The 24,268-nt window shown below is 69.9% G+C and carries 17 protein-coding genes and 1 pseudogene; 7 read left to right on the top strand and 11 right to left on the bottom strand.

The genetic code is table 11. The annotated features are described in order from the left end of the window. Positions 1-108: 108 nt before the first annotated feature. Positions 109-648, bottom strand: a complete 540-nt coding sequence (locus ACW4TU_RS06340; protein WP_457425460.1) for a MarR family winged helix-turn-helix transcriptional regulator — start codon at positions 646-648, stop codon at positions 109-111. Positions 649-767: 119 nt separating this feature from the next. Here ACW4TU_RS06340 and ACW4TU_RS06335 point away from each other — a divergent pair, with 119 nt between their 5' ends. From ACW4TU_RS06335 to ACW4TU_RS06320, 4 genes are read left to right on the top strand one after another with little or no spacing between them, the layout of a single operon-like run. Then, a complete protein-coding gene (locus tag ACW4TU_RS06335; RefSeq protein ID WP_457425458.1) occupies positions 768-1,685 on the top strand; it encodes an SDR family NAD(P)-dependent oxidoreductase in 918 nt (305 codons plus the stop codon). 2 nt (positions 1,686-1,687) lie between these two features. Then, positions 1,688-2,572: an amidohydrolase family protein gene (locus ACW4TU_RS06330; protein WP_164313318.1), complete on the top strand. Its 885-nt coding sequence runs from the start codon at positions 1,688-1,690 to the stop codon at positions 2,570-2,572. Positions 2,573-2,621: 49 nt separating this feature from the next. After that, a complete protein-coding gene (locus tag ACW4TU_RS06325) occupies positions 2,622-4,127 on the top strand; it encodes an acyl-CoA synthetase (protein WP_457425455.1) in 1,506 nt (501 codons plus the stop codon). 53 nt (positions 4,128-4,180) lie between these two features. Continuing rightward, the gene (locus ACW4TU_RS06320; RefSeq protein WP_457425453.1) at positions 4,181-4,636 is read left to right on the top strand and encodes a MaoC family dehydratase; all 456 of its coding nucleotides are present in this window, start codon (positions 4,181-4,183) and stop codon (positions 4,634-4,636) included. On the opposite strand, the pseudogene ACW4TU_RS06315 reads toward ACW4TU_RS06320, so the two are convergent. The 9 genes and pseudogenes from ACW4TU_RS06315 to ACW4TU_RS06275 form a co-directional block, all read right to left on the bottom strand. Continuing rightward, positions 4,634-5,325 (bottom strand): annotated as a pseudogene (locus ACW4TU_RS06315) (PaaX family transcriptional regulator); the annotation flags it as partial. The gene ACW4TU_RS06320 and the pseudogene ACW4TU_RS06315 overlap by 3 nt on opposite strands. A gap of 33 nt (positions 5,326-5,358) precedes the next feature. Beyond that, positions 5,359-6,219: a hypothetical protein gene (locus ACW4TU_RS06310; protein ID WP_457425451.1), complete on the bottom strand. Its 861-nt coding sequence runs from the start codon at positions 6,217-6,219 to the stop codon at positions 5,359-5,361. A gap of 3 nt (positions 6,220-6,222) precedes the next feature. Continuing rightward, positions 6,223-7,896 carry a PHP domain-containing protein gene (locus ACW4TU_RS06305; RefSeq protein WP_457425449.1) on the bottom strand — a complete coding sequence of 558 codons (1,674 nt, stop codon included), beginning with the start codon at positions 7,894-7,896 and terminating at the stop codon, positions 6,223-6,225. A 100-nt stretch (positions 7,897-7,996) separates the two neighbouring features. Next, positions 7,997-9,856: a LamG-like jellyroll fold domain-containing protein gene (locus tag ACW4TU_RS06300; RefSeq protein WP_457425447.1), complete on the bottom strand. Its 1,860-nt coding sequence runs from the start codon at positions 9,854-9,856 to the stop codon at positions 7,997-7,999. 49 nt (positions 9,857-9,905) lie between these two features. After that, the gene (locus ACW4TU_RS06295) at positions 9,906-12,830 is read right to left on the bottom strand and encodes a glycoside hydrolase family 2 TIM barrel-domain containing protein (RefSeq protein WP_457425445.1); all 2,925 of its coding nucleotides are present in this window, start codon (positions 12,828-12,830) and stop codon (positions 9,906-9,908) included. Beyond that, complete coding sequence (locus ACW4TU_RS06290; protein WP_457425443.1) at positions 12,827-13,666, bottom strand: carbohydrate ABC transporter permease; 840 nt, start codon at positions 13,664-13,666, stop codon at positions 12,827-12,829. Before ACW4TU_RS06290 ends, ACW4TU_RS06295 begins: the two co-directional genes overlap by 4 nt. A 14-nt stretch (positions 13,667-13,680) precedes the next feature. Further along, positions 13,681-14,631, bottom strand: coding sequence for a carbohydrate ABC transporter permease (locus tag ACW4TU_RS06285; protein WP_457425441.1), 951 nt, complete (start codon positions 14,629-14,631; stop codon positions 13,681-13,683). Further along, entirely contained in the window at positions 14,631-15,917 is a 1,287-nt protein-coding gene (locus ACW4TU_RS06280; RefSeq protein WP_457425439.1) for an ABC transporter substrate-binding protein, read from the bottom strand. Before ACW4TU_RS06280 ends, ACW4TU_RS06285 begins: the two co-directional genes overlap by 1 nt. A gap of 98 nt (positions 15,918-16,015) precedes the next feature. Continuing rightward, positions 16,016-17,020, bottom strand: coding sequence for a carbohydrate kinase family protein (locus tag ACW4TU_RS06275; RefSeq protein WP_457425437.1), 1,005 nt, complete (start codon positions 17,018-17,020; stop codon positions 16,016-16,018). A 136-nt stretch (positions 17,021-17,156) separates the two neighbouring features. Here ACW4TU_RS06275 and ACW4TU_RS06270 point away from each other — a divergent pair, with 136 nt between their 5' ends. The 3 genes from ACW4TU_RS06270 (at position 17,157) to ACW4TU_RS06260 (ending at position 22,365) form a co-directional block, all read left to right on the top strand. Further along, complete coding sequence (locus tag ACW4TU_RS06270; protein ID WP_164411015.1) at positions 17,157-17,921, top strand: DeoR family transcriptional regulator; 765 nt, start codon at positions 17,157-17,159, stop codon at positions 17,919-17,921. Beyond that, complete coding sequence (locus tag ACW4TU_RS06265; protein ID WP_457425435.1) at positions 17,918-19,255, top strand: 6-phospho-beta-glucosidase; 1,338 nt, start codon at positions 17,918-17,920, stop codon at positions 19,253-19,255. The genes ACW4TU_RS06270 and ACW4TU_RS06265 overlap by 4 nt, the downstream gene beginning before the upstream one ends. A 65-nt stretch (positions 19,256-19,320) precedes the next feature. Beyond that, positions 19,321-22,365, top strand: coding sequence for an alpha-mannosidase (locus tag ACW4TU_RS06260; protein ID WP_457425433.1), 3,045 nt, complete (start codon positions 19,321-19,323; stop codon positions 22,363-22,365). A 61-nt stretch (positions 22,366-22,426) separates the two neighbouring features. On the opposite strand, the gene ACW4TU_RS06255 is transcribed toward ACW4TU_RS06260, so the two are convergent. Further along, a complete protein-coding gene (locus ACW4TU_RS06255; protein WP_457425431.1) occupies positions 22,427-24,100 on the bottom strand; it encodes a carbohydrate binding domain-containing protein in 1,674 nt (557 codons plus the stop codon). Between the last annotated feature and the right edge of the window lie 168 nt (positions 24,101-24,268).

Here is a 24,268-nt window from a genome sequence, read left to right as displayed (position 1 = left end):
CGATGTCGTGGGGGACGTCACCGGTTGGGGGACCGCACCGGTGCCAGGGTGAAATTAGGCACCAATCAAGCGACAGTCAAGAATGTGCCCAACATTGGTTGGCGCGTATCACCCGAGCCCGTCCTCCGTGAGCCGCTGGAGCAGGGTGTGCAGCGACTCCCGTTCGGCCTGGTCGAGAGGGTCCAGAAGTTCGTTGGTCACGCGCTGGCCGGCCTCGTCGGTGTCCCGGAGGAAGGCGCGGCCGTTCCCGGTCAGGGCGACGATCCGGCTGCGGCGGTCGTCGGGGGAGGGGCGGCGTTCGACGAAGCCCAGCTTCTCCAGGTCGTCCACCAGGCCGACGATCGCGCTCGGGTCGTATCCGAGCGAGGTGCTCAGTTCGCGCTGGAGCGCACCCGTGGAGGTGGTCAGGAAGCGGAGCACCGCGTAGTGGCGCAGCCGTAGCCCCGACTCCTGGAGGAAGGTGTTGAACAACTGGCCGGAGCGCAGGCCCAGCCGGTACAGCAGGTAGCCGGTGTCCGCGTGCAGGCCGCGCATCCAGGGCTCGTGCGCGTCGATGGGGGCGGGATTGTGGACGTCCTGCTGGCGGGCGATGGCGGGCTCCCTCGTCGAGGCCCCGGGCGGGGCGGTTCCATGTGCTGATTCCAGCATGGCGCACGCATCTGATGGCAACAACTATTGACGTCAACAATTATTGCTCTTAGCTTCGATCTCGAGCAGTCGTCTTGAGATGTCGTCCTGAGTTGTCGTCTTGTGAAGGGACCCCCCTCGTGCCCAGCATCGATCTGACCGGCAAGGTCGCCGTCGTCACCGGCAGTGGCCGTGGCCTCGGCCTCGCCTACGCGCACGCTCTCGCCGCCGCCGGCGCCTCCGTCGTCGTCAACGACATCGACGAGACCGTGGCCGAGCAGGCCGTGAAGTCCATCACCGCGGCCGGCGGCACCGCCGTGGCCGAGGTGGTCCCGGTCGGCACGACGGAGGCCGCCGAGCGGCTCGTGAACCGCGCGGTGGAGGAGTTCGGCCGGCTCGACATCCTGGTCACCAACGCGGGCATCCTGCGCGACAAGGTGCTGTGGAAGATGACCGACGACGACTTCGACGCGGTGATCACCACCCACCTCAAGGGCACCTTCACCTGCGCCCGCGCCGCCGCCGTACGCATGCGCGAGCAGGGCGAGGGCGGCACGCTGATCCTGGTCGGCTCGCCGGCCGGCCAGCGCGGCAACTTCGGGCAGACGAACTACGCCGCCGCCAAGGCCGGCATCGCCGCCTTCGCCCGCACCTGGTCGATGGAGCTGGGCCGGGCGAACATCACCGTCAACGCGATCGTGCCGGTGGCCGCCACCGCCATGACCGAGACGATCCCGGCCTTCGCCCCGTACGTCGAGGCGCTGAAGAACGGCGAGCCGTTCCCGGCCTTCCTGCGCAAGGGCGAGGGCTTCGGCACCCCCGAGGACTGCGCCGCCCTCGTCCCCTTCCTCGCCTCCGAGGCCGCCCGGGGCATCACCGGCCAGGCCATCGGCATCGGCGGCGACAAGGTGGCACTCTGGTCGCATCCGCAGGAGGTCAGGGCGGCGTACGCGGACGGCGGCTGGACCCCCGAATCCCTGGCCGACGCCTGGCCCACCTCGGTCGGCGCGGAGCTCCAGTCGGTGGGCATCCCCGCCCCCAAGTTCCCGGAGGCGTAACCATGGCGCACCTCAACGTCGAGGAACTCGTCGCGATCGACGTCCACACCCACGCCGAGATCTCCTCCAAGGGCACCTCGTCCCTGGCCGACGACCTCCACGACGCCTCGTCGGCCTACTTCAAGGTCGAGGGCAAACGGAAGCCGACCCTGGAGGAGACCGCCGCGTACTACCGCGAGCGGAAGATGGCCGCCGTCATCTTCACCGTGGACGCGGAGTCCGCGACCGGCACCGCGCCCGTCCCGAACGAGGAGGTCGCCGAGGCCGCCGCGGCCAATCCGGACGTGCTGATCCCCTTCGCCTCCATCGACCCCTTCCGGGGCCGGGCGGGCGTCAAGCAGGCCCGTCGGCTGGTCGAGGAGTACGGGGTCAGGGGCTTCAAGTTCCACCCCAGCATCCAGGGCTTCTTCCCCAACGACCGCTCGGTCGCGTACGAGCTGTACGAGGTGATCGAGGAGACCGGCACGATCGCGCTCTTCCACACCGGCCAGACCGGCATCGGGGCAGGGGTGCCCGGCGGCGGCGGGATCAGGCTCAAGTACAGCAACCCGCTGCACGTGGACGACGTCTCCGCGGACTTCCCGGAGATGAAGATCATCCTGGCGCATCCGTCGTTCCCCTGGCAGGACGAGGCGCTCGCCGTCGCCACGCACAAGCCGGGCGTGCACATCGACCTGTCCGGCTGGTCACCGAAGTACTTCCCGCCGCAGCTGGTGCAGTACGCCAACACGCTGCTCAAGGACAAGGTCCTCTTCGGCTCGGACTACCCGGTGCTCACCCCGGACCGCTGGCTCGCCGACTTCGAGAAGCTCCCGATCAAGGACGAGGTCAGGCCGAAGATCCTCAAGGAGAACGCGGCCCGGCTGCTCGGGCTGACAAAGCCATAGGTCATGTCAGTCATGTCTCGTAACTCGTAACTCGTAGAGGGGCGCAACGATGCGCAACGAGGGACTGGGGTCTTGGCCCGCCCGCCGGGCCCGCAAGACCCCCCAACGCACCGCCCTGATCCACGGTGACACCACGCTCACCTACGCACAGCTGTACGAGCGCACCACCCGGCTCGCGCACGCTCTGCGCGACCGGGGCGTGCGCCGCGGCGACCGGATCGCCTATCTCGGCCCGAACCACCCCTCCTACCTGGAGACACTGTTCGCGGCGGGCATGCTCGGCGCGGTCTTCGTACCGCTCAACACCCGCCTCGCCGGCCCGGAGATCGCCTACCAGCTCGCCGACTCCGGCGCCAAGGCCCTCGTCTACGGACCCTCGCACGCCGGCCTCGTCGCCGGACTGCCCGGCAACACGGACGTGCGCGCGTACGTAGAGGTCGGCGCCGAGTACGAGGAGGCACTCGCCGGTTCCTCCGCCGAACCGATCGACGCGCCGGTCACCGCCGACGACACCTGCATCATCATGTACACCTCGGGCACGACGGGCCGCCCCAAGGGCGCCATGCTCACGCACGGCAACCTCACCTGGAACGCCGTCAACGTGCTCGTCGACCAGGACGTCATCACCGACGAACGCGCCCTGGTCTCCGCCCCGTTGTTCCACACGGCCGGGCTGAACATGCTCACCCTGCCCGTGCTCCTCAAGGGCGGTCTGTGCGTCCTGGTCGAGTCCTTCGTCCCGGAGGCCACCTTCGACCTGATCGAACAGCACCGGATCACCTTCATGTTCGGCGTGCCGACCATGTTCGACCAGGTGGCCAGACACCCGCGCTGGGCCGACGCCGACCTGTCGTCGCTGCGCATGCTCTCCTGCGGCGGCTCACCGGTGCCGACCCCGCTCATCGCCAGGTTCCAGGAGCGCGGGCTCACCTTCCTCCAGGGCTACGGCATGACCGAGGCCTCGCCCGGCACCCTGTTCCTGGACGCCGAGCACGCGGTCAGCAAGGCCGGCTCGGCGGGCGTACCGCACTTCTTCAGCGATGTCCGGGTGGTACGGCCGGACCTGACTCCCGCGGAGATCGGCGAGCCCGGCGAGATCGTGGTCCGCGGGCCGCACGTCATGCCCGGCTACTGGGGCCTGCCCGAGGAGACGGCCGCCTCCTTCACGGACGGCTGGTTCCGCAGCGGGGACGCCGCCCGGATCGACGAGGACGGGTACGTCTTCGTCGTCGACCGCATCAAGGACATGATCATCTCGGGCGGGGAGAACATCTACCCCGCCGAGATCGAGGACCTCCTCCTGGCCCACCCCGACATCGTCGAGTGCGCGGTCATCGGCGTCGCCGACGAGAAGTGGGGCGAGGTGCCGCGCGCGGTCGTCGTGCCCCGCGAGGGCGCGGCCCTGGACGCGGACGAGGTGCTGGCCTCGCTGTCCGGACGGCTCGCCAAGTACAAGATCCCGAAATCGGTCGTCATCGCGGACGAACTACCGCGCACCGCCTCCGGGAAGCTCCTCAAGGCCCGGGTGCGCAAGGCCTTCGGCGCGGGTTCGTAGCCCGCTCCGGCGCCCGACCACTTTCTCTTCAACTCCCAGTTAAGGAACGCGACATGAGCATCACGGTCAACGGCATCGACGAACTCAGGAAGCTCTCCGGCAGCGACCTCGGCACCAGTGAGTGGATCGAGGTCACGCAGGAGCGCATCAACACCTTCGCCGACGCGACCGGCGACCACCAGTGGATCCACGTGGACCCGGAGAAGGCCGCCGAGGGCCCGTTCGGCGCCCCGATCGCCCACGGATACCTCACCCTCTCCCTCTTCATCCCGCTCTTCACCGAGCTGCTGGACGTCCAGGGCGTCAGCACGAAGGTCAACTACGGCCTCAACAAGGTGCGTTTCCCCTCGCCCGTGAAGGTCGGCTCGAAGATCCGGCTGATCGGCAGGCTGGCCGACGTCGAGGAGGTGCCGGGCGGGGTCCAGATCACCGTCGACGGCACGATCGAGATCGAGGGCGCCCCGAAGCCGGCGGCGGTGCTGCAGAGCGTGATGCGGTTCTACGTCTGACTCCTCGCGCGCGGGCACGAGGTCGAGCAGGCGTCCCCAGGCATCCTGGGCGGGCGGCGTGAGCCGTTCGTGCACCACCCGGAACGTCTTCTCGACCCGTTCCGCCGGCCAGTGGTCCGGGCCCCGCAGCGCCCAGCCGGTTCGGGCAGTTCCCAGGTCTTCTCGATCATCGCGTCGATGTCCATGCCCGAGTCGGCGTGCGCCCGGAACACCTTCACCTGGGCGGACAGGCCGAGTTCGGTCACCAGGGCGGAAACGTCGACCTCGCCGGGCGCGATCCACCGGCCGTCGAACAGCGGGCCGAAGCCGCTCCAGGTCAACTGCGAGCGCAGATCGTGGCGTTGGCGCTGCCAGGACTCCGGTAGGCGAAAGCCGGGCAGGGTCCAGGTGTCGTCCCGGTGCCGGTTGACCGCGCCGGTGTGCCAGACACGCCGCTCCCCGTCCGGCAGCACGGCGGCCGAACGCCCGGTCAGCCCGAAGTACATCCGGCGGCCCTCGCGTTGACGGCGCAGCAGACCGCGGCTCACCATCCGGGTCAGCGTCGAGCGGGTCGCCTGTTCGCCGACGCCCACGCGCGCGAACACGTCGATGACACTGCCCGAGTGCACACAGACGTCGCGCCCGAGCATCTGGTCGCCCAGGAGCGTCAGCATCAGGGACTGCGGCCGCGGCGACTCCTCGGTGGTCACGCGGCCCACGGTGTGCCCCGGGCGATCAGCCCGTCAGCCCGTGACCTGCCGGTACGAGTACACGGTGGTCGCCAGTGCGCAGATGCCCGGCTGGACGACCTCGGCGCGCAGGGTGCCGGTGTTCGTGTCGTAGTCGACGCCCTCCGCCTCGTACGCCGTCCCCGCGCAGGTGCTGCGCTGCGGGAGGGCGAACAGGCTCGTGACGTGTCCCGTGACCGCCTTGCCGTCCACCGCGCGTTCCAGGTCGACCTGGAGCAGCGGGCGGACCTGGGGGAACAGAGTGCCCGAGTCGTCGTCCGAGGCGCACAGCAACCGGGTCGCGGTGACGAAGTCACAGCCCTGGATGTCGCGCACCGTCCTGTCCAGGGTGATCTGTCCGGCCTGCGGCAGCACGCCGCCCGTGGCGGGGGTCGACGTGTTGAGGAGCGGGGCCGGGAACACCTGGAGGCGGGACTGGTCGCCCCACTCGCCCGAGACCAGCCACTGGTTGTCCGGCGAGACGGTGGCGAAGGAGTTGTTCAGTTTCTCGCCCGAGTCGAGCTGGTGAACGTACTGGTAGCGCTGCCCCGCCGGGGTGGTGACCGCGAACATCTTGGACGTGGCCGTGTCCGACCCCTGATAGGCGTCGAACACATACCCGTTCATGATGTCCGGGTCACCGATGTGGTTCCAGCCGGCGATGCGCAGGTCCAGCGGGATGGAGGTGAGACCCCGGTACAGGAGCGTGCCGTCCGCGCGGGAGGCCAGCCCCTGACCGCTGCCCAGGGAGTCGACCTGGGCCGAGCCCGTCTCCGTCCACTGTGCGTCGGCGGCGGACACGGTTCCGCCGACGCCGAGCACCAGCGCTCCCGAAAGGCCTAATAATGCGCTGAGGGACAGGAGTTGACGCTTCATCAGTCAGCCACCTACGACGTCGACGAACACCGGGTTGGAATAGAACCACGTATCGGCCCACGGGTCACCGTTTCCGGGCTCGTGCGTGATCGGACCGTGCGGGTCGACCGAGGCACCGAGGTATCCGGCACCGTGCCGGTTGCCGTCGCTGCCCCGCAGCCTGACGTAGAACGACTCGTCGCCGGCGGTCAGCGGCACGCGCAGGGTGTACGTCCCCGTGCGCCCCGTCACGTCCTTCGACTGCACGACCTTCGTGTCCGGCGCCTTCCAGGTGTCCCGGTCGGCGACCCGGCCGCGCACCGCGCCCCGGATCACGTCGACGTGCGCCAACTCGGGCAGGATTCCCTGGGGGTTGAGACGCGAGGCGGTGGTCACGGTGATGTTCAGCGTGAGCTTCTCGCCCCTGCGGACCCGGAGCCGGCCGCCCAGCGTGACACCCCGGCCGAAGTCGCAGTCACGCGTCAGCCGTACGTCGAGCCCGTCCAGCAGGTGGCCGTGGTCCAGCCAGACCCGGCCCGCGCGCATACCCGCCATCACCGCGCGGTAGCCGTAGCCCGTGACGCCCACGTGGGTGCGGCTGAACTGGCCGGGCCAGAAGTCGCTGCCGGGCTGCGGGGTGTCGGTGTTCACCGGGTCGGGCAGCTTGCCGGTGTTGTCGAAGTTCTGTCCGGCCGGCCAGTCGCCGTTCTTCCAGGTGTCGAAGACGATCCGGTGCGCGTCGGAGTTCGTGGTGATCGAGAACAGGCTGCCTTCTGCCAGCATCGAGTCCCACAGCCCGCCGACCGTCGCGGTCGCCCAGTCGAAGCCGCCGTACGTCCGGTACCCGTCCGCCGGATAGCCCTGCCAGGACTGCGCCGAGGGCTTGTTCTCGTACTCGCCGCGGATCGACGTGGCCCCGCGCCAGCCGGGGATGGCCGCGCCCTGGGCGCCGGGCGCGCCCTCCATGCCGATCATGATCTCGGGGGCCGCGTCCCGCCAGTTGCGGATCTCGTGCGGGGAGTCGATGCCCAGGCGCATCGGGTGGTTGGCGAGGACCAGCACGTCGTCGACGTAGCCGGTGCGGCGCTGCTCGGCCAGCCACTGGATGCCCTTGACGGCGTGTGCCTCGTTGCGGGCGGTGTCCGCGGCGCCGGCCGAGCCCTCGGTGTAGCCGAGGAGCTTGCCGTCGTAGGCGCTCTCGAACCGGGTGAGCAGGTCGACCTCGTGGCGGCCGGGCGGCGAGAACACCGTGCAGTGCTCGGCGCCCGGGATGTACCACTCCAGGCCCTGGAAGATCAGCTGACGCGGGTTCTCGGCGCGTGCCTTGAGGATCTCGGCGTGCTCCAGCGGGGCGCCGAACTGGGCGTGCCCGAAGTTGGAGTGCTCGGTGAACACCATCCAGTCGAGGCCGAACTTCTCGCCCGCCGCCGCCAGTTGGGAGAACGTGTACTTGGCGTCGTGGCTGTACACGGTGTGGATGTGATGGTCGCCGACGAGGTAGGCGAGGCGCGGGTCGCTGCCGCCGAGCCGTCGCGGGCCCGTCGCGGCGGAGGCAGGCGTCGCCAGCGATCCGGCGGCGAAGGCCGCGCCGAACAGGCCCGCCCGGTGCAGGAGTTGACGCCGGGAGACGCCTTGCGCGTCGAGGCCGGCGGGGGAGACGGCGGGGTCGGCCCAGGCAGGCAGCTGCTGCTCTGTCATGGTCTGTGGGTCCCTTGGGATCTGGTGTGATCTGGAGAGTTGTGGAGTCCACGAGGCTTGGCGGAGCCCGACGGGGTGTGTCAGCGGGTGACGGTGTGTGTCAGTGGTTCATGAACGCGCTGACGGGCAGCGCCCGTTCGACGATCCGTACGTCGCCCAGGCGGCCGTGCAGGATCTGGTCGATCTTCCCCGCGTACTCGTAGCCGCCGAGCAGCCACGGCAGCCCGACCGAGGTGAGCCCGACCGCGGTGGCGTGCGGATTGCGGGCCACCGGGCAGCCCTGGACGTACAGCGTGGTGTGCCGGCCGTCGTTGACCACGGCCACGTGCCACCACACCTCCCGGGCGGTCTCGTCGCCCCAGTTGGTCGCGATGCCCTGCTGGTTGAGCGGCCGTACCGCCCACTGCGGGCCGGGCCCGTCGGAGAGCGACAGCGTGGCCAGCGGCTCGTCCGGGTCGTCCACGGTCTTGCCCGCGGCCCCGCCCGTGCCGGTACGGCTGACCAGTCCGGCCCAGGCGTGGTGCGCGGGGTCCCAGTCGGCAGGCAGGCGGTAGAACGCCTCGATGGTGTAACCGGCCTTGAACGTCGCCGAGTTGAGGGGCGCGCCGTCGACCGTGCGCAGATAGGCGCCCTTCAGCGGGGACTTGTAGCCCTGGAACTCCAGGCTGCCGTGGCCCGGCTGGTCCGGGTGGTGGTCGGACGACCAGGTGAGGGCGGACGCGCCGACCGTGACCAGGCTCAGGTCGTTGCCGTGGCCCGACTGGTCGCGGACCGTGCCGGTCACGGCCGCGCCGTCCCGCTGTCCGTCGAAGCGCCAGTAGGCGACGGTCCCGGGAACCAGCATCTTCTTCGCCGGCCGGGCCGGTCGCGGTGCCACCGGCGCGAAGCCCGAGAACCGCTGCTCGAAGTCGATCTCCACGGAGAAGCGGTCCGCGTCGCCGGACAGCTCCATCTCCTCGCGCTCCAGCTCGTTGAGTCCCCTTGCCGCCCGCCCCAGGATCCACGGCGAGACCGTCTCGACGTCGATGGTGTCGCGGTCGAGGTCGAAGTGGTAGAGGCGGATCATCGCCGCACCACCGTAGTAACGGTTCTGATAGTTCGTCAGATGCAGGTGGACGTCGTTCCCGGCCGCGTTCTCGCGGGTGGCGCGGGCGGCGGGCCAGTAGTGCCCGTTGAGGGTGAGGAAGATCTGGTCGTGGTTCTTGACCAGCTTGTCCCACAGCTGCTGACCGTACGCGGAGAGCGTGTCGTCCTCGTAGACGAGTTCGTGCGTGGTGAGGATGACAGGGAGTGTCGGGTGCTGGGCGATGACGCTCTCGGCCCAGGCGTACCCCTTGTCCGACAGCCGCCAGTCCAGGGCGAGGACGAGCCACTCGCGGTCGGCCGCCCTGAAGACGTGGAAGGTGTTGTAGCCGTCGGCCGAGGCGCCGCCGAAGGTCCGCTTGGACCGGAAGCGGTCCGGGCCGAAGACGTCCAGGTAGGGGGTGGCCCCGCGCTGGTCGGTGGTGGACGAGCGGATGTCGTGGTTGCCCGCGAGGACGCTGTAGCCCACACCGCGCCGGTCGAGCAGCTCGAACGCCTTGCCCGCGGCGTCGACTTCGGCCTGTGCGCCGTTCTCGGTGATGTCGCCCAGATGCGTGAGGAAGACGATGTTCTCGTCCCTGCCGTGCTCCAGCAGATAGCGCAGCGAGGCCTCGATCGGCGCCGGGTTGATGCTCGGCCCGTCGAAGAGGTACTGGGTGTCGGGCATCACGGCGAGCGTGAACCGGCGGCTCTCGGTGTCGGGCCGCCACGACGAACGCGTCTGGTCCGTCAGGGCCTCGGCGGCCGTCGGCAGGGCGACGGACGTGGTCGCGGCCGCCCCGATGAGCGCGGTCGCCCGCAGGAAGGTACGCCGTCCGGCGCCCGCCTGGGGTGCTTCGAGGGCAGGCTCGTGCCCGGACTCGTGCGAGGTGCACACAGCTGACTCCGTAAGAGGTTCTTTGAGGTGAGAGGAGGTGTGGGGGGAGCTAGAGCGTGCGAAGAGTCCAGGCCCAGCGGTGGGTGCCCGGCTGCAGGAGGTAGGAGGGGGAGGTGTCGGGGCCGCACGACGCCGTGCCGAGCCCCCGGTGTGCCGCGTCGATGTGGACCACGCAGCCGGGCCGTGGCGTCAGCTGGTCGTGGTGTGTGGCGGCGGCCAGATCCTCGGCGCGGAACCGGGTCACGGAGACCTGGCGCGGCCGGTCCAGCACGACCGAGAGACCGGTGGCGTCCGGCGCCGACAGCCTGAACCGTCGTACACCGTGCCGTCCGCCGCTCTCCTGCGGCCGCAGATAGGGGGTGAACAGGGAGTCCACGGGGGCCGAGTGATGCCCGACGGGCGCTCCCGCGGCGCGGTCCGGATAGGACTCCCAGGGGCCCTGTCCGAACCACTCCAGCAGGTCGAGCCCGGACACCGTCTCGAACACGGAGCCGACGCGAGCCACATCGGCGTACGCGTCCGGCAGTTCGGCGCTCTCCTCGACGCGGATACCGCCCTGGACAGGGGTGAACACCTGCTGGTGACGGATCACGCCCGCGTTCGCCGCGTACTCGGCGAGCACGCTCACGCTCCCGCCGTCGCGCCGCACGTCGACGGCCTTGCGCACGAGGGTGTCGAGGCCCCAGTCCTGCCAGCTGGCCGCCATGCCGCCCAGCTCGTCGTTGTCGGTCGGGGCCCGCCACAGGGACAGCACGGGCGCCGACGTCAGCAGCGGGTGGACCAGCAGCCCGTCCGCGTCGACCGTGACACGCGGTCCCGCGACCGCCGCCTCCGGCACGGCCGACGCGGCCCGCAGCAGCAGCTGGGGCACGCAGATCTCGGTGCCGCGCGGCGCCCACGGCTCGTCGCCGGCCGTCGTCACCCGCAGGGTCACCCAGGCCTCGCCGCCGTCCATGGGCAGCTCGATGGGCAGCGGCACGGCCGCCGTCTCGCCGGGGCGCAGATCGGGCAGTTCGGCGGGCGCGGTCAGCGTACGGCCGTCCGCGAGTGTCAGTTCCCAGGTGGCCGCGAGCCAGTCCAGGCCCCGGAAGCTCTGGTGGTTGGCGACCACGAGCCCCTCGTGCCGGTAGGCCTCCAGGCGCACCGGGGCCGCGATCTCCCGGTGTTCGTACATGACGGGCTTGGGCGTGCGGTCGGGGAAGACGACACCGTCGGCGATGAAGGCGCCGTCGTGGATCGTCTCGCCGAAGTCGCCGCCGTACGCCCAGCGCAGGCCGGGGGCGGCGACACCGTTGTCATGGAGCCCGGCGCCCGGGCGTCCGAGAGGTCTGCCGCTGTTCACGCACTGAAGGATTCCGTGGTCCCAGAACTCCCAGATGAACCCGCCCTGAAGTCCCGGAGTTGACTCGATGGCGGCCCAGTGGTCCGCGAGCGTGCCGTTGCTGTTGCCCATGGCGTGCGAGTACTCGCACTGGATGAGCGGCTTGGTCTGCTCGCCGGACAGCGCGTGCGCGACACAGTCCTCCAGCGGCGCGTACATCGGGCAGGCGATGTCGGAGGCGACCGCCGGATCGGCCCAGCCGAGCTTGGCCGCGCCCTCGTACTGGAGCGGCCGGGTCGGATCGTGCCGGCGCAGCCAGCCCGCCGCCGCGTCGTGGTTCGCGCCGTAGTCGGACTCGTTGCCCAGCGACCAGATGATGACCGAGGGGTGGTTCTTGTCCCGCAGGACCATCCGCGAGACCCGGTCCACGAAGGCGTTCAGATAGCGCGGGTCGTCCGCGATCTCGTGGGCGTGGTCGTGCGACTCGATGTCCGCCTCGTCGACCACGTAGAGACCGAGCTCGTCCGCGAGGTCGTACAGCGTCGGGTCGTTGGGATAGTGCGCGGTCCGGATCGCGTTGAACCCGAACCGCTTCAGCAGGACGAGATCGGCGCGCATGTCGTCGTACGACACGGACCGCCCGGTCAGCGGATGGAAGTCGTGCCGGTTGACGCCCCGCACGTAGATCCGCTCCCCGTTGACCAGCAGGTCCCGCCCGACGATCTCGACGTCCCGGAAACCGATGCGCCGCCGCGAGGTGTCGGCGACCGTTCCGTCGGTGCGGTGCAGCCGGACGGTCAGGTCGTACAGCTCGGGCGTCTCGGCGTTCCAGGTGCGTACGTCGGACACCTGCGCGCCCAGCCGGGGCTCGCCGAGGAAGTCGGAGACCCGGTCGTCCTCGGCGTTGAGGCGGTCGAACTCGGCGTCCTGGAGCAGGAGTTGACCGTCGATCTCGCCGGTGACGTACCACCCCTCGGGCAGTGCGCCGCCCGCGTCCCGCACCCGGCAGTCCACCCGCAGCTCACCGGAGGCCGGTGCCCGCACGGTGACGTCCGCGAGGTGCAGCGGGTCCGTCGCGTACAGGAGCACCGAACGGGTGACGCCGCCGTGCCACCACTGGTCCTGGTCCTCGATGTGGGTGGCGTCGGACCACTTGACGACCGTCAGTCGCAGGGTCGCGGAAGCGCCGGGGCGTACGAGGCCGGAGAGGTCGAACTCGGCCGCCAGATGGGAGTCCTTGGAGACGCCGGCCGGCCGCCCGTCGACGTGCACGAGCAGCACGCTCTCGGCGGCGCCCACCTGGAGCACGATCCGCCGGCCCGCCCACTCGGCCGGAACGTCGAACTCACGCTCGTACACGCCCGTCGGGTTGGCCGCGGGCGACGCGGGCGGGAAGTCGGGCCACGGCATCCGGACGTTGGTGTACCAGGGCAGGTCGTCGGTGTCCTGGAGGGTCCACGCGCCGGGGACCCGGGCCGAGGACCAGTCGTCGCCCACCTCGGCCGTCGGCGTCGGGAGCAGCTGGAAACGCCAGTCGCCGTCCAGGGAGAGCGCCTGGGCCCGCCGGTCGACGGCGTTCATGGGCAGCCGGTTCCAGGAGGTCACCTCGGGTGACTCCCAGGGGCGCAGGGCCAGCAGCGGGTCGCTCGTCATCCGCGGACAGCTCCCTTCGCCAGGTCGCCGATGATCTGCTTGGCGCCGACCGCGAACACGATCAGCAGCGGGACGAGGGCGAGCAGGGCGCCGGTCATCACGATCCCGTAGTCGGTGGTGCCGTGGGTGCCGTTGAGCTGGGACAACGCGACCTGAAGGGTCACGTTGTCGGGGTTGGTGAGGGAGATCAGGGGCCAGGCGAAGTCGTTCCACTGGCCCATGAAGGTGAAGATGCCGAGGAAGGCGAGACCGGGACGGACCACCGGCAGGGCCACGTGCCAGTACTGGCGCAGGAAGTTCGCGCCGTCGAGCCTGGAAGCGTCGAGCAGCTCGTCGTGGATGGCCGTCCTCATGTACTGGCGCATCCAGAAGATACCGAAGGCGTTGGCGGCGGCCGGCACGATCAGCGCGGTCATCGAGCCGATCCAGCCGATCTTCGCCATGACGACGAACTGCGGGATGACCGACAGCTGCGCCGGGACCATGAAGATGACCATGAGCAGCCCGAACAGCAGCCCCTTGCCCGGGAACTCGAACTTGGCGAAGACGAAGGCCGCCAGCGAGTCGAAGAGCAGGACCAGGAAGGTCACCGACACCGCGACCAGCAGCGAGTTCCACATCGACCCGAAGAAGTCGATGGCGTCGAAGAGATTGCGGACGTTCTCCAGGAAGTGCGTGCCCGGCAGCAGCTTCGGCGGGTACGAGAAGATCTCCGTCGAACTGTGCGTCGACATGATCACGGCCCAGTAGAACGGGAAGGCCGAGACCAGCGTGCCGACGATCAGCGGGAGGTGCAGCGCGAGCCCTCTGCGGCGGGAGCCCTTGATGGATGCCATGATGCGGGCCCTTCCTAGTCGCCCCGGCGCTGCACAAGGCGCCAGTTGATGATCGAGAAGAGGACGACGACGAGGAAGATGCCCCACGCCACCGCGGCTCCGTACCCGAAGTCGTTGTTGTCGAAGGTCTGCTGGAAGAAGTAGAGGACCATGGTCTGGCCCGAGTGGCCCGGACCGCCCGCGAACGTCGAGTCGTTGGACGAGGTCTGCAGCAGGACCTGTGGTTCGGAGAAGCTCTGCAGGCCCGTGACCGTCGAGACGACGAGCACGAACAGCAGCGTGGGCCGCAGCAGCGGCAGCGTGATCCGCAAGAAGGTCTGGACGGGGCCGGCGCCGTCCATGCGCGCCGCCTCGTACAGCTCGCCCGGGACGGTCTGGAGCCCGGCGAGGAAGATGATCGCGTTGTAGCCGGTCCACTGCCAGGTCATCAGGGCCGCGATGGTGACCTTGATGCCCCACGGTGTGTTCAGCCAGGCGATCTGGTCGATCCCCACCGCGTTGAGGACGGCGTTCACCATGCCGGCGTTGGTGGAGAAGATCGAGCCGAAGACGATCGCGATGGCGACGACCGAGGTGATGCTCGGCAGGAAGTACGCGACGCGGTACAGGCTCTTGAACCGGACCGCCGAGTTGAGCATCACGGCCGTGACCATCGCCAGGAGGATCATCGGGAAGGTGGCCATCGCCCAGATGATGATCGTGTTGCCGATCGAGTTCCAGAAGTCGCTGTCGCTCAGCAGGTACTGGTACTGCGAGAGCCCGGCCCACTCCATCGAGCCGAGGCCGTCCCAGCGGTGGAAGGACAGGTAGAGCGAGAAGCCGACCGGGAACAGGCCGAAGCCGAGGAAGATCAGGTAGAAGGGGGAGATCGCGGCGTAGAGGTGCCAGTACTTGCGCAGGCCCTTCTTCGGCCCGGCCGCGGGAGGCCGTGTCACCACGGGTGAGGTGCGCTCGATGACCGCCATCAGTAGCTCACCCCCAGGTGCTTCGCGATCCGACGGCACTTGCTCATGGCGTCACTCCAGGCCTTCTCCGGGTCCTTGCCGAGGACGCCGACGTTCTTGATCTCGTCCTTGATGGGTGTCCCGAGCGCGATGTCGTACGGGCTGTTGTAGGCGACCACGATCTTCTGCGCGGCGGGCCCGAAGACGTCGGTGGTGACCTGGCCGCCGAAGAAGGGGTCGGGCTCCCGGAGCTGCTTCAGGTCGTAGGAGGCGGGCGTGGAGGGGAAGAGGCCGGCGTCGACGTAACCCTGGGCCTGGTTGGCCGCGTCGAGGAGCCAGGTGATGACCTGGAACGCCTGCTCGGGCTCCCGGCACGCCTTGGTGACCGACAGGAACGAGCCGCCGTTGTTGGCGGGCCGCACCGGCATGTCGGCGACCCGCCATCTGCCCTTGGTCTTCGGATTGCCGTTCTTGATGTCGAAGCTGGCCCAGGAGGCGCCGAGCTGGCTCGGCAGCTTGCCCTCCTCGATGGCCGACAACTGGTCCGGGGTGCCGCTGACCAGGTCCGAGACGATCCTGCGCCGCTTGGCCTCCACGGCAAGTGCCCAGGCCTGGCGCACGTGTTCCTGGTCGCCGATGAAATGGCGGTCCTTGTCGACGTACCGCTTCGCGCCCTGCTGTACGACGTTCTCGAAGACGGAGTTGACGTCGGTGAGCAGCTTGGCCCCCGGGACGCCCTTGCCGAGCCGCACGCCCGCGTCGAAGTACTTCTCCCAGGTGTTCAGCTCCTTCGACACGTCCTCGGGCTCGTACGGCAGCCCCGCCCTGCGGAAGACGTCGTACTGGTAGTAGTGCGCGACCGGCCCGCAGTCGATCGGGAAGCCGACCATCGTGCCGTCGTCGGCGATGCCCTGGTCCCACTTCCAGGACAGGTACTGGCTCTTGTGCTTCTCCGCGCCCAGCGTCCGCAGATCGATGAACTGATCGGCGTTCGGCAGGTAGGCGGCCATGTCCTCACCCTTGAGCCCCGCGATGTCCGGGATATGGGCCTGGCCGGTGATGGTGGTGATGAGCTTGGAGCGGTACTGGCCGCCGATCTGGATGGCCCGGAGGTCCATCGACCTGTCGAAGCGGGCCTTGGCGTTCTTGACGACGGTGTCGCTCAGGCCGCCGCTCCAGTACCAAAGGACCATGTCGCGCCCGGTGGAGCCGGTCGGAACGGCGCAGCCGCTCGCCAGGCCCCCGAGCGCCGTGGCGGCCGTGCCGGCCAGGCCCGCGCGCAGGAGGCCTCTTCGTGAGAGCTGCACAGCTCCCACCGCCTTTCGGATCTGTTCGGTGCGTAAGTGCGTAAGTGCGTAAGGGCGTGAGTGGGTAAGGAGCAAAAATCGGGGGGACAGGGGGAAAGTCAGGGTGTGACAGGCGCGAACCGCACCGGCGGCCCCGGATCGGCCGGCAGCCGGTCGGCCAGGAAGCCGTAGGCGCGCCGCAGTTCGGGGTCCTCCAGCGTGTGCCACCAGCGGTGGACGTGGTACCAGCCGGGCGCGGCCAGCGCCCCGCCGCGCTCCCGTACGGACAGGGAGGCGGCCAGTACGGCGAACCGCAGCCGTTCCTCCAGCGGCCAGCCGCCGAGCGAGGCGGCGACGAAACTGGCGCCGAACACGTCCCCGGCGCCCGTCGGGTCCACGACGTCCACGGCGAGGGCCGGGACCGTGGCGTACTCGCCGGTCGTCTGGTCCACGGCGATCGCGCCGTCACCGCCACGGGTGACGACGGCCACCGGGACGAGCTCGCTGAGCGTGCCCAGCGCGGCGACCGCGGTGTCCGTGCGGGTGTACGCCATCGCCTCGGTCTCGTTGGGGAGGAAGGCGTGGCACAGGGCGAGCTGGTCGAGGAGGTCCGAGGACCACACCTGGGTGGGGTCCCAGCCGACGTCCGCGTAGATCTGCGTGCCGTTGGCCGCCGCCTTGGCCAGCCACCGGTGGGGCTCGGCCTCCAGGTGCACGAGGGCGGTGCGCGCCTCGGGCGGGTCGCCCAGCAGGGTGTCCTGGGAGTACGGGGGCGGCTGCCCGTGGGTGATCAGGGCGCGGTCGCCGTTGTAGGCGAGCGAGACGGTGACGGGGGTGTGCCAGTCGTCCGCGGTGCGCGAGAGCGAGAGGTCGACGCCCTCCTGGCCGGCGAGGACGTCGCGGCAGTGAGTGCCGTAGGCGTCGTCCCCGAAGACGGTGGCCAGGGAGGTTCTCAGACCGTAGCGGGCGGCGGCCACGGCGAGGTTCGCGATCCCGCCGGGGCTGGTGCCCATCCCCGACGTCCAGATCTCCTCGCCGGGCGTCGGGGGCTTGCCCAGGCCGGTGAGGACGAGGTCGAAGAAGAGCAGCCCGGTCAGCAGCACATCGGGCCGTTCGTCGTCCACGCGCGCATCCTCTCGTCAAAACTCGTCAGTTTGATGAGTTTGATGACCGGAATCGTGCGCGCCTTCAGAAGATTTGGCAAGAGTCGAGCAGAAGCAAGCATAGAAATGATTGAAGATGACGAGTACTGTTCACGGCGTGCTGGCAGAACGACGACATCAACTCATCCTGCGGGCCCTGCGTTCAGGGGGCCCCGCAGCAGTGACCGATCTCTCCGAGCAGCTGGGCGTGAGCCCCGCCACCGTCCGGCGTGACCTGGTCCGACTGGAGGAGGAGGGCCTGCTCACACGCGTACACGGCGGCGCCGTGGTCGAGGAGGGTGACCAGCCCTTCGCCGAGGTCGCCGAGGTGCGCGTCGCCGAGAAGGACGCGATAGCCGCCAAGGCCGCCTCCCTCGTCGAGGACGGCTCCTCCGTGCTGCTCGACATCGGCACCACCGCCTACCGGCTGGCCCGGCAGCTGCACGGCCGCCGGCTCACCGTGATCACCAGCAACCTGGTGGTCTTCGAGGAGCTGCTGGACGACGAGGGCATCGAACTGGTGCTCCTCGGCGGCATGGTCCGGCGCGAGTACCGCTCCCTGGTCGGCTTCCTCACCGAGGACAACCTGCGCCAGCTGCACGCCGACTGGCTCTTCCTGGGCACCAGCGGCGTCCGGCCCGGCGGCCAGGTGATGGACACCACGGTGGTCGAGGTGCCGGTCAAGCGCGCCATGATCAAGGCCGCCGACCGGGTCGTCCTGCTCGCCGACCGGGCCAAGTTCCCCGGCACGGGCATGGCGAAGGTCTGCGGTCCCGAGGACCTGGACATGGTGGTGACGAACGCGCCGGTGGACCCGGCGACGCAGTCCTCTCTGCAGGAGGCCGGGGTGCAGGTCATCACGGCAGGAAAGGTGCAACCTTGAAGCTGACGATTCTGGGCGGCGGCGGATTCCGCGTGCCGCTCGTGTACGGGGCGCTCCTGGGCGACCACGCCGAGGGCCGGGTGACGCACGTCGTGCTGCACGACCTCGACGCGGGCCGCCTCTCGGCGGTCACCCGGGTGCTCGCCGAGCAGGCGGCGGGGGTGCCCGACGCCCCCGAGGTGAGCGCCACGACCGACCTCGACGAGGCGCTCACCGGCGCCGACTTCGTCTTCTCCGCGATCCGCGTCGGCGGTCTCGAGGGCCGGGCCGACGACGAGCGGGTGGCGCTGGCCGAGGGCGTCCTCGGCCAGGAGACGGTCGGCGCGGGCGGCATCGCCTACGGCCTGCGCACGGTCCCGGTGGCCGAGGACATCGCGCGGCGCGTGGCGCGGGTCGCCCCCGACGCCTGGGTCATCAACTTCACCAACCCGGCCGGCCTGGTCACCGAGGCCATGTCCCGCCACCTCGGCGACCGCGTCATCGGCATCTGCGACTCCCCGGTGGGCCTCGGCCGCCGTATCGCCCGGGTGCTCGGCGCCAACCCCGGCGAGGCGTGGATCGACTACGTCGGCCTCAACCACCTCGGCTGGGTACGCGGACTGCGGGTCAACGGCCGCGACGAACTCCCGCGACTGCTCGCCGACCCCGACCTGCTCGGCTCCTTCGAGGAGGGCAAGCTCTTCGGCACCGACTGGCTCCAGTCCCTGGGCGCCATCCCGAACGAGTACCTGCACTACTACTACTTCAACCGCGAGGCCGTACGCGCCTACAGCCAGGCCGAGAAGACCCGCGGCGCCTTCCTGCGCGACCAGCAGGCCGGCTTCTACGACGAGATGAAGCTGCCGGGCACCGCCGCCCTCACCGCCTGGGACCGCACCCGCGCCGAGCGCGAGGCGACCTACATGGCCGAGGCCCGCGAGACGGCGGGCGCGGGCGAACGCGACGCCGACGACCTCTCCGGGGGCTACGAGAAGGTCGCCCTCGCCCTGATGCGGGCCATCGCCCGCGACGAGCGCACCACCCTGATCCTCAACGTCCGCAACCGCGGGACGCTCTCGGTGCTCGACACCGAGGCCGTCATCGAGGTGCCCTGCCTGGTCGACGCCAACGGCGCCCACCCCGTCACCGTCGACCCGCTGCCCGACCACGCCTCCGGCCTGGTCTGCTCGGTCAAGGCCGTCGAGCGCGAGGTGCTCACCGCCGCCGAGTCCGGCTCCCGTGCGACGGCGGTCAAGGCGTTCGCCCTGCACCCGCTCGTCGACTCCGTGAACGTGGCCCGCAGACTGGTCGACGGATACACCGCCGTCCACCCCGGCCTGGCGTACCTTAAGTAAGCGCTTTCCCGCTCGGATCCGGCTGCTCGTATCCGGTCTGATCACATCTGGTCTGGAGACTTCTCATGCACGACGAACGCCGGCGGATCGAGGAGCGCGTCCAGCGCCTCCACGACCAGCGGATCAAGGCGGCGATCTACGCGGCCACGGTTCCCTTCGAGGTCGAGGCCTGGCAGGCGCCGGGCGAGCCGGTCTCCTTCGAGGAGGCGGCGGCGGCGAAGTACGCGCCCTTCGCCATGGACACCCTCTGGGGCCCGCCCTGGGGCACCACCTGGTTCCGGATGCGCGGCCGGGTGCCCGCCGAGTGGGCCGGCCGGCGCGTCGAGGCGGTCATCGACCTCGGCTTCGTCGGCGACTGGCCCGGCAACCAGGCCGAGGCCCTGGTCCACCTCACCGACGGCACCCCGCTGAAGGCGGTCAACCCGCTCAACCAGTACGTGCCGGTCGCCAACCCGGCCACGGGCGGCGAGGAGATCGACTACCTCGTCGAGGCGGCCTCGAACCCGGACATCCTCGCCGACAACTTCTCCAAGATCACCCCCATGGGTGACATCCTCACCGCCGGCGACAAGCCGATCTACACCTTCCAGCGCGCCGACCTCGCCATCCTCGACGAGGAGGTCTTCCACCTCGACCTCGACGTCCAGGTACTGCGCGAGCTGATGCTGGAACTGGGCGAGCACGACCCGCGCCGCCACGAGATCACGCACGCCCTGGACCGTGCCCTCGACCTCCTCGACCTGGACGACGTGGCCGGTTCGGCGGCGGCGGTACGAGCGGCTCTGGCCCCCACGCTGGCCAAGCCCGCCAACGCCAGCGCCCACAAGATCTCGGGCGTCGGCCACGCGCACATCGACTCGGCGTGGCTGTGGCCGATCCGGGAGACCAAGCGCAAGACGTCCCGCACCTTCTCCAACGTCACCTCGCTCGCCGACGAGTACGAGGACTTCGTCTTCGCCTGCTCGCAGGCCCAGCAGTACGAGTGGGTGCGCGACAACTACCCCAAGGTGTGGGCCCGCATCCAGGAGTCGGTGAAGAAGGGCCAGTGGGCGCCGGTCGGCGGCATGTGGGTCGAGGCCGACGGCAACCTGCCCGGCGGCGAGGCGATGGCCCGCCAGCTCATCCACGGCAAGCGGTTCTTCATCGAGCACTTCGGCGTGGAGACCAAGGGCGTGTGGCTGCCGGACTCCTTCGGCTACACCGCGGCCTACCCGCAGCTCGCCAAGCTCGCCGGCAACGAGTGGTTCCTCACCCAGAAGATCTCCTGGAACCAGACCAACAAGTTCCCCCACCACACCTTCTGGTGGGAGGGCATCGACGGCACCCGCATCTTCACGCACTTCCCGCCGGTCGACACCTACAACGCCCGTTTCAGCGGCGAGGAGATGGCCCGCGCGACGCGCAACTACCAGGAGAAGGGCGTCGCGAACCGCTCGCTGGCCCCCTTCGGCTGGGGCGACGGCGGCGGCGGCCCCACCCGCGAGATCATGGAACGGGCGCGCAGGCTCGCCGATCTGGAAGGCTCGGCCACCGTCGAGATCGAGCACCCCGACGCGTTCTTCGCCAAGGCCCGCGAGGAGTACCCCGACGCCCCGGTCTGGGTCGGCGAGCTGTACCTGGAGCTGCACCGGGCCACGTACACCTCCCAGGCCCGCACCAAGCAGGGCAACCGGCGCAGCGAACACAGGCTGCGCGAGGCCGAGTTGTGGGCGACGACGGCCGCGCTGCACGCTCCGGGCTACGCGTACCCGTACGAGCACCTGGACCGCCTCTGGAAGACGGTCCTGCTCCACCAGTTCCACGACATCCTGCCGGGCTCGTCCATCGCCTGGGTGCACCGCGAGGCGGAGGCCGAATACGCCCGCGTGGCCGAGGAGTTGGAGGCGATCACCGCCGAGGCGGTGGCCGCGCTCGGCGGCGGCGAGTCCCGCGCCTTCAACACCAGCCCGTACGACCGGTCCGAGGTGGTCCGCACCTCGACGGGCGTCCCCATGTACGTGGAGGTCGCGGCGAACGGCAGCGCCCCGCTGGCCGTCGCGGAACCCCCGCAGCCGGTGACGGTGACCGAGGGGCGGATCCTCGACAACGGTCTGGTACGCGTGGAGTTGGCGGTGGACGGCACGCTGGCGTCGGTCCGCGACCTGAAGGCGAACCGTGAGGTCCTCGCCGACAAGGGCAACCTGCTCCGCCTGCACACCGACCTCCCGAACTACTGGGACGCCTGGGACATCGACAAGCACTACCAGAACCGCTACACGGACCTGCTGGAGACGTCCTCCGTCACGGTGACCGACGAGGACCCGCTCCTCGGCGCCATCCGCGTGGAGCGTGACTTCGGCAAGGGCTCGAAGATCGTCCAGACGATCACCGTCCGGGCCGGCAGTCCCCGGATCGACTTCGAGACGGAGATCGACTGGCACGAGGCCGAGAAGATCCTCAAGGCGGCCTTCCCGGTGGACGTGCGCGCTGCCCACTCCAGCGCGGAGATCCAGTTCGGCCACGTCCAGCGGCCCACGCACACCAACACCACCTGGGAGTCGGCCCGCTTCGAGGTCTCCGGCCACCGCTGGGTGCACATCGCCGAGCCCGGCTACGGCGTCGCGGTCCTCAACGACTCGACGTACGGCCACGACGTCTCCCGCACGGTCCGCGAGGACGGCGGTACGACGACCACGGTCCGCCTGTCGCTGGTGCGCGCCCCGCGTATCCCCGACCCCGGCGCCGACCAGGGCAAGCACCGCTTCACGTACTCGCTGCTGCCCGGCGCGAGCATCGAGGACGCGGTCGCCGAGGGCTACTCCCTCAACCTGCCGCTGCGTGTCGCGGACGCCGCGGGCGCCCCGGAGCCGGTGGTGTGGGCGGACGGCGACGGTGTGACGATCGAGGCGGTGAAGCTCGCCGACGACGCGTCCGGCGACGTCGTCGTCCGCCTCTACGAGTCGCGCGGCGGCCGTGCGGAGGGTGCGCTGTGCACGGGGTTCCCGTTGGCGGGCGCCAGGATCACCGACCTGCTGGAGCGGCCTCTCTCCGAGGCACCGACGGACGGTGACTCGGTGCCGGTGACGCTGCGGCCGTTCGAGGTGCAGACGCTGCGGCTGACGCGCGGCTGACGAACTGCTCACGCATGGTGACGGGGCCCGGCCGACCGGCCGGGCCCCGTCACGCTGCCGGTCAGCCCGTGAAGCCGGCCGTGATCGAGGTGAACTGCCAGGTGCTCTGGCTGATGCCCGAGCAGTTGCTCACCACTCCGCCGCCGGGGCACGGCCGGTCACGGTTGACCGCCCAGTAGGCGAGGCGGGCGATGTGGTGGGAGTTGGACCAGTCGCGGATCTGCGTCCAGGTCGTGGGGCTGGTCAGCTCCTGCTGGTCGGACAGGCCGTTCATACCGGAGATGCCGATGTGGGCGTACGCCGTGGCGTCGTCCCAGCCGAACGCCGACCGCAGTTTCGTCTTCAGTCCCTCCGTGGCGTTCACGGTACTGGTGTACATGTCGGAGCCGCCGCCGAAGTCGAACGGCATGATCGTGAACACGTCGATGTTGGCGCCGAGGGCAGAGGCGCGCTCGATGAGGCGGTTGCCCCAGTAGTTCGGGCCGGTGGTCGACGTACCGAAGGTCAGGATCGTGCGCAGGCCCGGGTTGTTCGCCTTGACGATCTTCAGAGCGCCCAGGATGCGGTCCTGCACCACCTCGTTCTCGAATTCGTCCGAGTTCTCGATGTCGACGTCGATCGCCTTCAGCCCGTACGCGTCGATCACCTTCTGGTAGGCGCCCGCGAGCGCCTCGGGCGTCGAGCAGTTCGGGCCCAGCTTGTTGCCGCTCCAGCCGCCGATCGACGGGACGATGTCACCGCCCGCCGCACGGATGGAGTTGATGACGCTCTGGTCGTTGCCGCCGGTCAGCGCGCGGGTGCCGTCCCAGGCCGGGTTGCAGCCGCCGGAGGAGAGGATGAACGCCATCGTGAACCACTTGACGCCCGTCGCGCTCATCACCGAGGTCGCGCTCGGCGGGTCGCCCCAGCCGAGGTAGAGGTAGGGCGCCGCCTGCTTGAAGCCGGTCGTGCCACCACCCGCGTCCGTCGTGACGCTGACGGAGTTGGAGGCCGCCGAGACGTTGCCCGCCGCGTCCCGCGCCTTCACCGAGAAGGAGTACGCGGTGCTCGGCGAGAGTCCGCTCACCGTGGCCGTCGTACCGGAGACGCTCAGCACCTGGCTCGATCCCCGGTAGACGTCGTACGCCGTGACGCCGACGTTGTCGGAGGAGGCGTTCCAGGCCAGGGAGACCGTCGAGGAGGTCTTGGCCGTGGAGCGGAGAGTGCCGGGCGCGGTGGGCGCCTGGGTGTCGGAGCCGCCACCGCCCGGGCCGTCGAGGCTGATGTCGTCGGCCTGGTAGGTGCCCTGGCCGTACCAGCCGTGGGTGTAGACCGTGGCGGTGGTCTGCGCGGCGCCGGTGGTGAAGGGGACGGACAGTTGCGCGTACGCCGAGGGGGATGTCGTCCAGGTCGAGGGCCCGCCGTCGACGCCCAGGTAGACGTACGAGCCGCGCACCCAGCCACTGAGCGTGTAGGCGGTGTTCGGGCGGACGGTGACGGTCTGGGCACACTGGGCGTTGTCGCTCGAACTGGCAGCCCCCGCAAGGGACTTGGTGCCGCCGTGGACGGGGGAGGAGACGATCTGGCCGAGGTTGCCGGTACAGGTCCAGGGGGAGAGGGAGCCCGATTCGAAGCCGGGGTTGGACAGGATGTTGGCCGCCTGGGCCGTGCCGGGCAGGGCGACCGCCCCGGCGAGGGCCAGGGTGGCGGAGCCGAGCAGGGCGAGCAGTCGGTGTCTGGTGAGTGTGAAGCGCACGCGATCTCCCTGAAGCGATGGGGGTGTTCGGGAGTGCAGAGGGATGCACGAAGGTGCAGAGGGGTGCGCAACAAAGTTGGTCTGGACCAGTCGGGCTGTCAAGATGCTCAGCGCCGATTGGTCCAGACCGATGTGAACGAGCCTGGTGGAGAAGGGCTCCGGGAGGGG

The sequence above is a fragment of the Streptomyces kryoterrae genome (assembly GCF_054072135.1).
This window is presented reverse-complemented; position numbering and strand designations above follow the sequence as displayed.

What these genes read in the sequence shown, in the direction of transcription:
- ACW4TU_RS06340 (WP_457425460.1), bottom strand. Translation starts at nt 648, where the DNA reads ATGCTGGAATCAGCACATGGAACCGCCCCGCCCGGGGCCTCGACGAGG.
- ACW4TU_RS06330 (WP_164313318.1), top strand. Translation starts at nt 1,688, where the DNA reads ATGGCGCACCTCAACGTCGAGGAACTCGTCGCGATCGACGTCCACACC.
- ACW4TU_RS06325 (WP_457425455.1), top strand. Translation starts at nt 2,622, where the DNA reads ATGCGCAACGAGGGACTGGGGTCTTGGCCCGCCCGCCGGGCCCGCAAG.
- ACW4TU_RS06320 (WP_457425453.1), top strand. Translation starts at nt 4,181, where the DNA reads ATGAGCATCACGGTCAACGGCATCGACGAACTCAGGAAGCTCTCCGGC.
- ACW4TU_RS06310 (WP_457425451.1), bottom strand. Translation starts at nt 6,219, where the DNA reads ATGAAGCGTCAACTCCTGTCCCTCAGCGCATTATTAGGCCTTTCGGGA.
- ACW4TU_RS06305 (WP_457425449.1), bottom strand. Translation starts at nt 7,896, where the DNA reads ATGACAGAGCAGCAGCTGCCTGCCTGGGCCGACCCCGCCGTCTCCCCC.
- ACW4TU_RS06295 (WP_457425445.1), bottom strand. Translation starts at nt 12,830, where the DNA reads ATGACGAGCGACCCGCTGCTGGCCCTGCGCCCCTGGGAGTCACCCGAG.
- ACW4TU_RS06290 (WP_457425443.1), bottom strand. Translation starts at nt 13,666, where the DNA reads ATGGCATCCATCAAGGGCTCCCGCCGCAGAGGGCTCGCGCTGCACCTC.
- ACW4TU_RS06285 (WP_457425441.1), bottom strand. Translation starts at nt 14,631, where the DNA reads ATGGCGGTCATCGAGCGCACCTCACCCGTGGTGACACGGCCTCCCGCG.
- ACW4TU_RS06260 (WP_457425433.1), top strand. Translation starts at nt 19,321, where the DNA reads ATGCACGACGAACGCCGGCGGATCGAGGAGCGCGTCCAGCGCCTCCAC.